Here is a 12,074-nt window from a genome sequence, read left to right as displayed (position 1 = left end):
GTGGAGCTTGCACTGCACTTCCGGAGCTAGAGGAGACACACCGACACCTTCATGGTGTGGGGCTCCCGTACGCTTGTCGGGCGCGGCAGAAAGCCCGCTCGCGCAGAGGGGGCCGTCGGGGCGCTCTTGGCGTTACTTCATCGAGCTGATGAAGGCCGTCCAGGCCGGCCGGGAGGCGTTCAGCTCCGGACCGATCTCGTCCTTGTGCTTGGAGTCGCGGACCATGACCTGAGGCAGGTTGTCCGCGACCTCCACGCACGCGTCGTTGCTGGAGCCGCTGTAGGAGGACTTGCGGTAGGTCGGCTGCTCGCTCACTTGAACCTCTTCAGTACTTCGTGGATTCGGCCGGTGGAGTCACGGGCGCTCAACGCCTCCTCGGCAAGGCGATCATAGACCCGCTGGTACTGCATGACCGTCGCTGTTTCCTCAGAGTAGCTACCCGTTCCGAAGCCTTCTGTGTACGTGGCCCGCCGGCCGCTGTTGAGGGTGAGGAGGGTGAACGATCCGCTGACGATGGCGGCCGTGAACGGCAGAACCCGAACGCTGATGTTCGGCTGTTCCTGCGCCTTCAGCAGGTGCTCGAGCTGCTCGCGGGCGACCTCGGGTTCCCCCATGTCGCAGTGAAGTACGGCCTCGTAGATGATCGCCGTCAGCCACGGCTGATGCTCTCCGCTCAGCACGCGGCGAGCGCGTTCCATGCGCTGATCCACGATGTGCTGGATGCGCCGGGGATCGCCGGCTTGTCCGGCCAGTACCAGGGCTCGGGCGTACCCGGGTGTCTGGAGAAGGCCAGGGACTATCAGGCCGAAGTCGTAGAGCATCGTTGCCTCGGGGAGGCGACGGATGTAGGGCCTGGCGTAGTCGTTGACGTTCTCCTGGTTCAGGATGCGAACCAGGTTGACGAGGGAATCAGGGTCGAGGCCCAGGGTTCCTTCGAGCTTCTGCGCCAGGTCGGTGTCGGGCGGGACCTCGCCCGTCTCGACCTCGGAGATCCGGCTCTGCGACGTGTACGTGCGCTTGGCGACGAATGCCTGGCTCCAGGGTGCATCGTTGAAGTCACCCTTCTCCTTGGCCTCCTGCTGCCGCCTCAGGCGGGCGTCCTGAACCATCCTGCCGATGTACTGCTCCAGCCCCTGGCTTGGGTCTACATCCCTCGTCTTTGTCATATGCCGGATATCCCGATCGCCGCCCGATACTCAACTCCTAGTGATCGTAGGGCTACTGGCGGCATGTTGGGAGGGCCGAAGGAAGGCAACGGATCGCCGGGACACAGGAGAAGCCAGGAGCAGCTATGTCGCACCCCCCGAACGAAGCCCAACAGGCGCCAGCTCTGAATCCCGCAGCCGCGATCACCCTCGCTGACGAGACGCTGCGTCTCCAGCTCGGGACCACCACACTCCCCGCGATGCAAGTGCAGGTCGTGCTTCTGGTGGAGCAGATCCGCTGCTTCTTTGAGGCCGGTCTTCCCGAGGACCGGGAGGAGGCCGACGCGCAGCGCCAGGAGATCCTCCCGCTCCTGGAGGAAGTACTCGCCGGGGATGACGTTGCCTGGCGTACGTGGACGCGCATGCGGGCGCTGGGCCGCGTTCTGCGGCGGCACGTTGCCCAGTACACCGACCGGAGGCTCGGCGAGGGTCAAGAGCCGAGGGAAGCGCCGACGGTAGCTCCAGGCAGTGGAGGGCCCAGGGGCACCTACCGGGTTCCTACCGTCCTGGAGATGCGGCGTGCTCAGCAGTGGCTGAACCGTTCGGCGGGAGGGCACCAGTGATCGGGACGGCCGCCGTGGCGCGCGCGGTCAGCGACTACATGCACCGTCGCCCCGGGGAATCCTTGACGCTCGCCCCGTTGTGGCAGACGCTCTCCCAGCACGCGAAGGCGGGGGCCTGCCACCACCGGGGTACGTGCCCGATCGTGACGGCGAGCCCGATCGTCTTCAACGAGCGCCAAGAGGTGCTGGTGCTGGGGACCGGGCACGGCGCCGTAAGGATTCCCGAGGCTCGGTTCGAGGATGGGTGGGACACCCTCGCTGAAGCGGCCTCGATGCTGGCGCGAGCCCTTGGAGTTCATGAGTTGTGGACTCAGCCGGGTTGCGAAGACCCGGTTCAACTTCACGCGGCTCGCGCAGATGCTCAAGACGGTGAGCGTATGCGGGTCGCGGCCCGTTATCTGTTTCGCACGCACGCCAGCCTCTGCCACTTTGCTCCGGGCGCCCCTCAGACGTGGGTGCCGTTGGCTCAGGCGGACATCGAGCTGGCCACGCGTGTCCATGCCCTCGTCGCTGAGGTGCCCCTGTGAGCCGGCAGGCGCCCGAGTGGATCCACCTCAGCGTTCTGGCGGGCCTCACGGTTCTGCTCGTCGCCGGAATCTGGGTAAGCCGATGAGCGGCACTCATGTGCTTACGACTGTCACCGTGGCCCCTGCGCAGGTTCGTACCAGCGACCTCGTCCGCTGCGAGGGTGCGTGGCGAACGATCCGGGATCTCCGGCGCACCGAGCGCGGCGGAAGGGCTGCCGTGATCAACGGCCTGCCGGGCGTCTGGAAGCTCCCCAGAACCTTCGACGTGATGCGTCCTGCCCGACGAAGTTAAGACTCCGTCCCGGTGAGAGCACAGCTCTCCCCGGAGGCGGTAGTCGGCCCTCGGCCCGCTCTGATCGCCCCCTCCTCCACGCAGCAGACGGATCGGGCCGAGGCCCCGACACCCGCTCCAATCACGAAGGAAGAACGAATGAAGTCCACCATTCCCCTCGCCCTGGCCCTGGGTACGACTGTCGGTGCTGCGCACCTGGTGCTCACGGCCAGGCACCACCGCGACGTGCGGCAGCTCGGCTGGCGCAGATGCATGGCGAGCTGATCCGGGACACGGCCGCAAACCCGGAGTTCAACCAGATCACGAACTACCCCGACCTGGAAGATCTGGACGACCCGACTCGTGCGCGGCTCATTCACACCAACAGGTGGGTCAGCCTCTGGAGCACGATGCTCCGTCTGCGTTTCATGCCGCCCAACAGCATGCGTCAGGTGGCGGCTGAGTTCATGAGGAGCCCTGTAGGCCGCCAGTTCTGGGAACAGGCTCGCGACCATCGCCGCCTCACGGCGCGCGACAAGCACGACGCGGCCTTCAACAGCCTCATGAACGAGGCGTATCAGGAAGCCCGCGCCGACGCGGCCTGACCCTCAATCTCCCGCCCAGCTGCTGCGTGACGATCGCGGCCGGACGGGTTCGCCCAAGCCAGAAGAGCGCCGATGTCATTCGAACCACATGACCTGGTGGGGGCCCTGACCACTGGCCCTCCCATTTCACCGCACACCCCGCAGGCCATAGGAGGAGCATTGCGCACCCCACGCTTATCGGTCCGGAACTATCTCGGTGGGCCGGGACTCACCCCCCAAGACCTCACGATGGTCTTCCTGATGCGCGAGGGCGACGACAGGCCAGCCAGCTCAATGCCCACGCGCACGGTGGGAGAGGCCGTCGAAGACGCGCAGATGATCGAGGATCTGGGCATGCGGTCCGTCAAGGTGTTCGCGGGTTCGCGTCTCCGGGACGGCCACGCCTCGCAGGCCACCTCTCCCACGGGGCTCATGGCCCGTACGATCGCGGCCGTGAAGAAGTCCGCGCCTGGGCTCGCGGTCATGACCGAGACGTGCGTGTGCTCCCACACCGACTCGGGGGAGTGCTGGCTCGCCAACGAGCGCGACGGCGGCATGGACCTCGTGAGGACCACCGAGGTCTTGGCGGCACAGGCAGTGATGCAGGCCGAGGCCGGCGCCGACATCGTTGGGCCCGCGGCGATGATTCCGGGCTCGGTCCAGGCCGTCCGCGAAGCTCTGGACGGTTCCGGGCACCGTGAGGTGGCGATCATGCCGCACCTCATCTTCGAGTCCGGGCTCTACCAGGGCTACCGGGCAACGATGGGGGCCACACCTCAGTCCGGGATGCGGGCTTTCCAGATCAGTCCGCGGCAGCCGGAGGCGGCTGTGCACTTCGCCCTTGAGATGGTTCGTGAGGGCGCGGACATGATCCTTACGGAACCTGCGCTGCACACCGTCGACACCCTCGTACGGCTCAAGGACAAGGTCCCCGTACCCGTGGTTCCGTTCTCCGTGTCGGGAGAGTACCTGCGCCTCACGGACCGCCAGCCGGACGGGGCACTCGACGTGAGCGGCCTGGTCGAGGCGTACACCGTCCTCAAGCGGGCCGGCGCCGATCGGATCATTACGTACGGTGCGATGGAAATCGCGCGCAGGCTCAAAGGCTCCTGATCGCCGAGAGGATGTCGGCGGCGCCCTGGTTCAGCAGGTCTGCCGCAACAGTGAAGCCAAGCTTCTCCGGCTCGTCCGCCGGCCCAGTGGCTTCCGCGGTTACCTGCTGAGTCCCATCGGTGGACGTTACGGCGGCCGACAAGTGCAGCAGTCCGTCCTGCTCCACCCGCCCCCACGCGCCGACGGGGACGGAGCATCCGCCATGCAGATCGGCAAGCAAGGCGCGCTCCGCCCGTACGCAAGCATCAACGTAGCTGTCCCCGGTCGCAGCGAGCAGTCGTGCGGCCAGCGAGTCTGTACGGACCTGGATTCCGAGTGCCCCTTGCCCCGGTGACGGGAGGAACAGACGCGGGTCCAGAACCTCGTGGATCTCGAGCGTTAGCCCGAGTCGATTCAGCCCGGCAGCGGCGAGAACCACCGCATCGAGCGAGCCCTTGGTGGTTCGGGCAAGCCGCCCTGGCACGTTTCCCCGGATCGGCACGACGTTGAGGTCGGGGCGGAGCGCGAGGAGCTGAGCCACGCGGCGGGGCGCCCCTGTGCCCACAGTCGCCCCTTCTGGGAGACCGGCCAGGGTCGCCCCGCAGAGCACGTCGCGTACGTCTTCACGCGGGCCTGGCGTGGTCAGCAGGGTCGTTCCTTCGGTAACGGCCGTAGGGAGGTCCTTCAAGGAGTGCACGATCACGTCGACTTTCCCCGTGACCAAGGCTGCCTCTTGGTTGGTGGAAAAGGCAGACCCGCCGGCCGTCTTGGCGACCTCCGCGAGCGTGGGCGTGACGCGGTCCTGGTCGCCGCCTTCGAGGATGACCTCGCGCTTGAAGGTGACTTCCGGGAACTGCCCGGCCAGAGGTGCCAGCCATTCGCTGACCTGCGTCCTCGCCAGCTTGCTAGCTCTGGAGCCGATGCGCACCACGTCGCCCATTCAGGTCAACTCCCCGCGATAGCAGTCCCGTTGGCTCGCAATCGTACTTGCACCAGAACCATGCAGATTCCGACACTTTGTCACTAAAGGAGAAACTTGTGGCCCTTCGCGTGGGCGCCCGCGCCTCGAAGATGTCTCTCATGCAGACGGCCCCGGTCTTATCCGCTCTCTCCGCCGCCGGCCCCACCATCCTGCGCCCCTTTACCGAAGCGGGTGGAGATCGGTCGGTGGATCGAGCCGCACTGGAGGCGGACGGCGTTTTCTCTGAAGAGATCGAATCCGCCCTGCTGACGGGCGAAATCGACGTCGCTGTTCACTGCCTCAAGGACGCGCCGACCATCGACACTCCCGGCCTGACAATGTCCGCCTACCTGCGGCGCGACGACATCCGGGACTGCCTGGTCGCCCGCGATCCCGGTCTCACGCTGGCCACCCTCCCCGCTGGGGCGAATGTAGCCACCGCGTCCTTGCGCCGGACCGCCGCACTGCGCATCCATCGCCCGGACATCAACGTCGTTCCGATACGTGGGCCGGTGGACGAACGCCTCCGAGCGCTGCACGAGCCCGACAGCCGGATTGACGCGCTGATCGTCGCCACATGCTCCATGGAGCGCCTCGGCCTGCGTCACCTGATCACCGAACGGATCAGCCCGGAGGCGATCTGCCCCCCGCTCGCTGCTGCGATCATCGCCTTCCAGACACGCGAGGACGACAAGGCCACGAGCGAGGCCATCAACTTCCTCCACGACCCGGCTACCGCCACGGAGGCGGAAGCCGAGCGTCTGGTACTCCGTCGGCTGGCCGGCTTCTGCAATGCCCCACTGGCGGGGTACTGCCGAACGAACCGGGGACCGGACGCCACCACCTACACAGTCCGCGCCAGAACCTTCACGGCTGACGGCGGTTCTTCGGTCGATGTTCGCCGCACCAGCAGCGACGCCAGGAAGGCGGCCCTGGCCGTCAGCCACGAGCTGACGCGGCTCGGAGCCCAGGCCGTGATCGCGAGGTCTTGAGGGCAGTACTTGGCGGCCCGGACACTACCCTGTCCGGGCCGCCAACGAGCGCAAGTCAGAGGCCAGCGGAAACATCTCGGCCAAGCATGATCGTGTTACGAGCTCTTAGGGCAGGTCGTATAGACCCTCTTCATCCCCTTCTAGATCCTCTTCATCAACCAGTTCATCGAAAGCTCGCAGTAGTGGGTAGCCCACGTCTGGCTCGACTGCGGCGATATAGCACGCCCAGCCCAACAGGCGGCGCCGAAACATCTCGTCGCCCTCGCCGCCGAAATCGGTCATGTAGGCGGCGTAACCGAATTTCGATATGACGTGCAAGATCCATCGCATCTTGCGCTTTACCTTGCGTGGAATCCGTGGCCCGCTCGATTCACCGACATACAAACCGGTAACGTATTGTGGACCACCGCGGCGCATGAAGACAGTCTTGCGTGTGTTTACCGACCAGCCAGCGTCGTCGAGGATACGAGCGATATCCATCGAGTGGCGGTCAGTGACATCTCCAGAGAATGTCAGATCGTCCACGTAGCGCGTAAAAGAAAGGCCCTCCGATCGAGCATACTCAGCAAGGGAGCGGTCCGTGCTCAGGAAAGCAAGATTAGACAGGAGGGGTGACGTACTCAGTCCGATTGGCAGCTTACCGCCGATAGTAACGAGATTGACGGCAAGTTCCGCAGCCTTCTCTTCGTACCCTTGCTCTCGAAGCAAATCATGTATCGCTGCTGCACCAATGGACGGAAAGAAGTCCTCAAGATCCATACGCAAGACGCACCTCTTTGCAAGATGCTGACTGGCATTGCTGATCGTGGAACGTCCGCGAACGAACCCGTGAACATGGGCAGGTGCTTCATACGAGAACCGGCTCGTGAAGCTCCGATGCAAATTTTTGCTAACGGTATCGAATGGCGGCTTCAACTCGAAAACTTCTCGTATCCCGCCGTGCTTCTTGCGATGCCTCCGCTGGACATAGAAGGTTCCTTCACCGGCAGGAAGGTGCGCGGATAGCCATTCGAGATCCTTGACCGACAGGAAGGCTTGCTCCGCCAGGTGATCAACCGAAAAAGCCACTGGTCCCCCTGCGGTGACGCGTCAGGAGGTAGGGCCACACTCCCATGCAAGGACTATCACGCAACGCACGCGAACTCGCGCACAACGTTGACTGAGGCCCTACCTCGGGCGCGAGTATACCACATATTAATGAAGCGGATCCTTTCGGCTGGAAATGCGGCCGTGCTCGAACGAATAGAGCATAGAGATGGACGGCTCGATCTCGCGGAATCCCCTGGAATGCCTGCTTCTCGGGTCCAAGGTGCGGTCGGCTTGGAGCCATCTACTCACGGCTGCCATGACATAGTCGATGATGGCGGTAGACATGTAATCCCGCTTTGCGACCATTGAGAGTTTCAATTTCGGCAGCGGCGCTGTTTTGCCGATTGTTTTGTGGGCTTGCCTGGTGACGCCATTCGGAAGTCGGCCAATGATCGACGCCATCTCTTCGCTCTGTTCTATGTGGCAAAGCACCTCGGATTCATTGCGATGCCGAATCAATAGATCACTCAACAGCTTTACATACATGAACTCGATTCGTTCGGATTCCGTGTCGCCAGGGACGCGTGTTCGGTTCGTGACGACCATGTACGTCCTGAAGAAGGTGGACCGCATCAGTTCTAGGAACGGAACAGAAATCTCTACCGGATCGTTCGAACTGTGAAAACCATCCTTGCGGAATTCTTCGAAACTGCCAAGTCCGGTCAAGCTACTCCTTGCGTCTAGGCGTTTGTACAAATCGCGAATTCTCGCCTCAACATCTTCTGCGTCCTCACCCAGCTCAACCGCGCCGACAATCAATGGCTGGGAGATGTTTCCGTTGCCTGACTCATCCATAAATATTTTCACTAAATAGCCTTTCATGTGGCCTGCGGCAGGGCGCGCCAAGCCGCCGCTTTATCGTGCTTCGGCGGTAATGGCGTTTATCAGGCCATGCTCGGCGTTTCTCGGTGGCACAGCCTAAACTTTACTGGAGAACCCATAGCCTATACGGGACATTTTCTAGCGACAGAGTGCGATGTGGGCTGCCTTGCTGGTTCCGTAGCTGGCGCATCGGCAGCTACGTGCGAATTACGGGTCGTCATCGGTGCCGACTGTTCTCTTCTGGCCTCGTGGCCACCGGCGTGGCTGGAGGATGTGGTGTGGCGGACATGGGCGGCGCTCCGCTGATCGTGCTTCGGCTGCGGGCCGCCTTCGTCCGCCGGTTCGGTTGAGCGGTGATGCGCCAGTTGAGGACTTCGGCGGGGTGCTCTGCGCTGTCGAGCTCACGCTGGGCGGCCACTTCGGCCAGGAGGCGTCGGGGGTTGTGGCCGGCGGTCTCGGCGTGAGCGAGGGTTGTGGTCAGGGCGGTCCAAGTGGGGTCGGTGAGGATCCGGTCGGCGTGGTCGGGGAGGGTCGCGCGCACGTCTTGCTCGTAGCGGCGGGCGGTTGCGGCTCGTGGTGCGCGGTGGGCCAAGTCCGCCAGGACAGGGGCGGCGACCTGCTGGTAGCCGGCCTGGAGGTGGCGGAAGGCTTCGTCGGCGGCTGCGGCTTGCTGTTCGTGGCCGCGCTGCTCGTGCCACTTGGCGGCGGCGCGGGCCAGGTGCACGGTGGCGAAGAGCAGGGCGATAGCGAGTCCGCCGGGTTCGTTGGAGGCGTAGGCGAGTTCCTTTGCGGCTTGGCGCAGGGCGTGGGCTGCTTGGTGGTCGGCGCGGGTGGCGGATCGGCGGGCGCGGTTGAACGCCGTGGCCGCTGCGCGTAGCTCTGTGCGGTGTGGGCCGGGTGTGGCGCTGGCGATGTTGTAGAGGGCGTCGCCGAAGGCGGCGAGCTGGCCTTGGGCGGCGGCATCGTCGTCGGAGTCGAGGACAGAGTGCGCCGTCTGTATCGCGGTGATGGTGTGCTGCCACGGCTCGGCGGGGTCTGCCGCGAACCGGGGGCGGTCGGCTGTCTCCTGGTCGGGGAGACGTTCGCGGAGGCGGTTGATGGAGAGGTCGGGTGCGAGCTTCGAGCCGCCGTACCAGACGGGTTCGCCGGCGCTGTTGGTGTCGCCGGGTGCGGCAAGGCTGTAGCCGATCACGTCGCCGCTCTCGGGGCCGAGGCGCGTCTTGACCTTGATGCCGAGGGACTGCAGCACGGTGAAGTAGTCGGCCTCGGTGTGTACGGCGGCGGCGACTGCGTACGCCCGCTCGCGCAGCCACTGTCGTGCGGTCACGGTCTGGCCCTGGCGCTCGGCCTTGGCGCGTTCGGCACCGGTGGGGGTGCGAGGCGCGGTGATGTCACCGGACTTCAGGCGGCGCAGGCCGAACTCGGTCTCGATCCTGCGGCACTCCGCTTGCGCCCGTCGGCCGTCCTGGTGGGTGCGGGGGCGGCGCCCGTCGGCGCGGACGGTGGTGGCCATGATGTGGATGTGGTCGTCGGCGTGGCGTACCGCGATCCATCGGCATGCCCTCTCGTCGCCGTCGGGGGCGATGCCCGTGGCGTGCACGACGCGGCGGGCGACCTCGGCCCACTCGGTGTCTGTGAGGTAGCGGTCGCCGGGGGCGGTGCGGACTGGGCAGTGCCAGACGTGCTGCGATGGCTTCTTGCCGCCCAGCTCGCGGGTGCGGAGGTCGACGTGGTGGTCGAGTCGCCTGGCGAGCTGGGAGTAGGTGGCTGCCGGGTCGCGGCCGGGGTCGGGAGCGCCGGCCATGTCCCAGGCGGCGACGATGTGGGGGTTGGTGTGCTCGTCGCGGCGCCCAGGGCCGAAGAGATAGGCGATCAGTCCGCGGCTGTCGGAGCCGGTGGAGACGTCAGGAACCATGAACCGTGCCGTTTGTCAGGAGCTGGTCGATGAGGTGGAAGCTGGTCCGTGCTGCTTGCTCGACGCGGTCGAGGACCTCCTCGGCGCGCTCGGGCACGGTTCCTCGGTTGATGGCGGCAGTGATCTGGTTGAGGTTGCCGCCGATGCGGTTCAGCGCGACCGTGTGCGCCTCGACGGCCTCGATCAGCGGGCGCAGTGGATCGTCCTCCGGACTGCCGACCATCTCCGCTTTGCCCTGCGCAACAGCCAGGGCCGCGTCTCCGACGAATCCGGCGAACCTCTGACCGCGCTGGTGAGCGGCGGCGCTGATCACCTGGACTGCGGTGCGTGTAAAGCGAATGGTCTTCTCCTGGTCGCGCTTCTCCACGGTGCGCTTGCGGTTCATCTGCGCGGGCAGGGCGGGGGCGTCGAGATCCCGCCAGGAGGGCTGCTCGACGAGTGGTTGGGCATCGGTAGGCGTACGGGGAGGAGCGGAGTCGGCTGCGGGCCGGCCAGAGTCCTCGGCCGCCCCCTCCTTCGGCTCGGGCGCCCCCTGGCGCTCGGCCTTGTCCTCCGCCACCCCTGGGGCGGGGGCAAGCGCGGACGAAGCCTCGTTAGAGGCTCGTTCGCTCCAGCTTGCTGCTGGTCGTCGGGTGAGCCTGAACAACTTCCTGCGTCGGCGGGAGGTGGGGTCGTCGGCGTTCGATTCGGGCATGGTGGTGCTCCGTCAGTCGTGTGGGGTGGCCCGTCGTCGCATCCGTCGCATCCGTCGCGTGGCTGGTCAGCACAGGTACGGAGCGGGCCGCAGGTACGGAGTGATCCGTAACGCCGAGGAGATCCGTCCCCGCGCTGACCTGCGCGGGGACGGATGCGACGGATTGATGCGGACCTGGTGTCAGCGAGTGGGCCTGGGGCCTGCGGGCCCTCCCGGCGGGCCGGTGGGCAGCGTCCCGGACGGAGGGGCGGGCGGCCTGCCCCGGGTCGGATGTGCCGGGACCTCGGCGGTGGGTGCCGACAGGGCGGGGTCGGGGCAGTAGCGGGCCCATGCGTCCACGAACTGGTTGCGGGCGTACGCCTTGGCCTGCCTGCCGTTCTCGAATCGGTAGTTGGCCGGGCTGATACCGAAGTCGCGCAGCAGATTCGCCAGGTGGTAGGCGTTCAGCCCCTTCGTGCCGTACTCCGCCCACGGGGCCTCGGCGTCCTGGATGAGGACCGCGAGCAGGTCCTGGCTGCGCATGGCCTCCTTGCCGGCCTCCTGGTTGAAGACGCGGCGGATGTCACGCAGCAGCCGCGTCTTCAGCGTCGTCTGCTCGTCCTGGACCACCTCGTTGCGCGTCATCGCGAGGCAAGCGGCACGTGCCCGCGCGGGCCAGTGCCCGCCGGCGAGGTCGGCGACGATGACGAGCGGCTCCCAGGTGTCGGCGGCGCGGTCCTCGACGGGCATCTTCGGCACCGCGCCCGCGACGGTGCCGCGCTGCGGGACCAGCCAGTCGGCCAGCCGGTCGCGAAGCGCGTGCAGTTCCGGTACGGAGTATCGCGATCGGAACGGGGTGATCCGCTCGCCCGGCTTGCGCTTCTGCATGCGGATGACGATCGCGCGGTCCATGATCGTGTCCGGCAGGTCGCCGATGCCGGCCAGCGCCGCCATGGCGAAGGTGGGGAACGCGGTTGGCTTGTGCTCCGGCCCGGAGATCCGCCAGGCGGGCCGGTTGCGCTGGTGCCCGGCGTTCAGCAGGCCGCGCAGGTCCTCCTTGTCGCCTGCCTTGGGGCCGAAGATGGTGTCGGCCTCGTCCACCAGCAGCGTCGGCGGGTTCTTGCCGATGACGCGGAAGACGACGGCGGGGGAGGTGTTCACCGTCATCATCGGCTGGTGGACGGTCTCGTAGAGGACGTCCAGGAGACGGGACTTGCCGCACCCCTTGGTCGGTCCGACCACCGCCAGCCGTGGCGCGTGCTGGAGGCCGGGCTGGATGTGGGAGGCCGCGACCCAGAGGGTGACGGCGGTCAGGGCCTCGTCGCTCGGCAGCACCACGTACCGCCCGATCGCCGTGCGGAGATCGTCCAGCAGCGCGCT

Annotated in this window: 14 protein-coding genes; 6 read left to right on the top strand and 8 right to left on the bottom strand. The window is 66.1% G+C overall.

Going from position 1 to position 12,074, the window contains the following annotated elements; all coding sequences use genetic code 11:
- Positions 1-132: 132 nt before the first annotated feature.
- Both JGS39_RS05115 and JGS39_RS05110 read right to left on the bottom strand, forming a co-directional pair.
- On the bottom strand, positions 133-315 hold the full coding sequence (locus JGS39_RS05115) for a DUF397 domain-containing protein (RefSeq protein WP_219567515.1): 183 nt from the start codon (positions 313-315) through the stop codon (positions 133-135).
- Positions 312-1,166 carry a helix-turn-helix domain-containing protein gene (locus JGS39_RS05110; RefSeq protein WP_219567514.1) on the bottom strand — a complete coding sequence of 285 codons (855 nt, stop codon included), beginning with the start codon at positions 1,164-1,166 and terminating at the stop codon, positions 312-314. The genes JGS39_RS05115 and JGS39_RS05110 overlap by 4 nt, the downstream gene beginning before the upstream one ends.
- Before the next feature lie 125 nt (positions 1,167-1,291).
- On the opposite strand from JGS39_RS05110, the gene JGS39_RS05105 reads away from it, so the two are divergent.
- The 5 genes from JGS39_RS05105 to JGS39_RS05090 all read left to right on the top strand — a co-directional run bounded on the left by JGS39_RS05105 (position 1,292) and on the right by JGS39_RS05090 (position 4,263).
- Entirely contained in the window at positions 1,292-1,768 is a 477-nt protein-coding gene (locus JGS39_RS05105) for a hypothetical protein (RefSeq protein WP_219567513.1), read from the top strand.
- Positions 1,765-2,295, top strand: coding sequence for a hypothetical protein (locus JGS39_RS05100; protein ID WP_219567512.1), 531 nt, complete (start codon positions 1,765-1,767; stop codon positions 2,293-2,295). Before JGS39_RS05105 ends, JGS39_RS05100 begins: the two co-directional genes overlap by 4 nt.
- A gap of 430 nt (positions 2,296-2,725) precedes the next feature.
- Entirely contained in the window at positions 2,726-2,851 is a 126-nt protein-coding gene (locus JGS39_RS41395) for a hypothetical protein (protein WP_264302726.1), read from the top strand.
- Entirely contained in the window at positions 2,836-3,171 is a 336-nt protein-coding gene (locus tag JGS39_RS05095) for a DUF6082 family protein (protein ID WP_219567511.1), read from the top strand. The genes JGS39_RS41395 and JGS39_RS05095 overlap by 16 nt, the downstream gene beginning before the upstream one ends.
- Positions 3,172-3,243: 72 nt before the next feature.
- A complete protein-coding gene (locus tag JGS39_RS05090) occupies positions 3,244-4,263 on the top strand; it encodes a porphobilinogen synthase (RefSeq protein ID WP_264302725.1) in 1,020 nt (339 codons plus the stop codon).
- On the opposite strand, the gene hemC (JGS39_RS05085) is transcribed toward JGS39_RS05090, so the two are convergent.
- Positions 4,250-5,182 carry a hydroxymethylbilane synthase gene (gene hemC, locus JGS39_RS05085; RefSeq protein ID WP_219567509.1) on the bottom strand — a complete coding sequence of 311 codons (933 nt, stop codon included), beginning with the start codon at positions 5,180-5,182 and terminating at the stop codon, positions 4,250-4,252. The genes JGS39_RS05090 and hemC (JGS39_RS05085) overlap by 14 nt on opposite strands.
- Positions 5,183-5,280: 98 nt before the next feature.
- Here hemC (JGS39_RS05085) and hemC (JGS39_RS05080) point away from each other — a divergent pair, with 98 nt between their 5' ends.
- Entirely contained in the window at positions 5,281-6,195 is a 915-nt protein-coding gene (gene hemC, locus JGS39_RS05080) for a hydroxymethylbilane synthase (protein WP_308120182.1), read from the top strand.
- Positions 6,196-6,300: 105 nt separating this feature from the next.
- Here the strand turns inward: hemC (JGS39_RS05080) and JGS39_RS05075 are convergent, their stop codons facing one another.
- The 5 genes from JGS39_RS05075 to JGS39_RS05055 all read right to left on the bottom strand — a co-directional run.
- Entirely contained in the window at positions 6,301-7,263 is a 963-nt protein-coding gene (locus JGS39_RS05075) for a reverse transcriptase family protein (protein ID WP_219567507.1), read from the bottom strand.
- Between the two features lie 126 nt (positions 7,264-7,389).
- Complete coding sequence (locus JGS39_RS05070) at positions 7,390-8,130, bottom strand: hypothetical protein (protein WP_219567506.1); 741 nt, start codon at positions 8,128-8,130, stop codon at positions 7,390-7,392.
- A gap of 193 nt (positions 8,131-8,323) precedes the next feature.
- On the bottom strand, positions 8,324-10,021 hold the full coding sequence (locus JGS39_RS05065) for a relaxase/mobilization nuclease domain-containing protein (RefSeq protein ID WP_219567505.1): 1,698 nt from the start codon (positions 10,019-10,021) through the stop codon (positions 8,324-8,326).
- On the bottom strand, positions 10,011-10,580 hold the full coding sequence (locus tag JGS39_RS05060) for a MobC family plasmid mobilization relaxosome protein (RefSeq protein WP_219567580.1): 570 nt from the start codon (positions 10,578-10,580) through the stop codon (positions 10,011-10,013). The genes JGS39_RS05065 and JGS39_RS05060 overlap by 11 nt, the downstream gene beginning before the upstream one ends.
- 315 nt (positions 10,581-10,895) lie before the next feature.
- Positions 10,896-12,074, bottom strand: a 1,179-nt coding sequence (locus tag JGS39_RS05055) for a DUF3631 domain-containing protein (protein ID WP_236065693.1), incomplete at its 5' end; no start/stop codon positions are given.

It is taken from the genome of Streptomyces poriferorum (genome assembly GCF_019399235.1).
Classification (GTDB): Bacteria; Actinomycetota; Actinomycetes; order Streptomycetales; family Streptomycetaceae; genus Streptomyces; species Streptomyces poriferorum.
The sequence above is the reverse complement of the archived record's forward strand: the minus strand, read 5'-3'. Positions and strand labels throughout refer to the sequence as shown.

Coding starts and splice junctions, on each gene's coding strand:
- JGS39_RS05110 (WP_219567514.1), bottom strand. CDS start 1,166: ATGACAAAGACGAGGGATGTAGACCCAAGCCAGGGGCTGGAGCAGTAC.
- JGS39_RS05105 (WP_219567513.1), top strand. CDS start 1,292: ATGTCGCACCCCCCGAACGAAGCCCAACAGGCGCCAGCTCTGAATCCC.
- JGS39_RS41395 (WP_264302726.1), top strand. CDS start 2,726: ATGAAGTCCACCATTCCCCTCGCCCTGGCCCTGGGTACGACTGTCGGT.
- JGS39_RS05095 (WP_219567511.1), top strand. CDS start 2,836: ATGCATGGCGAGCTGATCCGGGACACGGCCGCAAACCCGGAGTTCAAC.
- JGS39_RS05090 (WP_264302725.1), top strand. CDS start 3,244: ATGTCATTCGAACCACATGACCTGGTGGGGGCCCTGACCACTGGCCCT.
- hemC (WP_219567509.1), bottom strand. CDS start 5,182: ATGGGCGACGTGGTGCGCATCGGCTCCAGAGCTAGCAAGCTGGCGAGG.
- JGS39_RS05065 (WP_219567505.1), bottom strand. CDS start 10,021: ATGGTTCCTGACGTCTCCACCGGCTCCGACAGCCGCGGACTGATCGCC.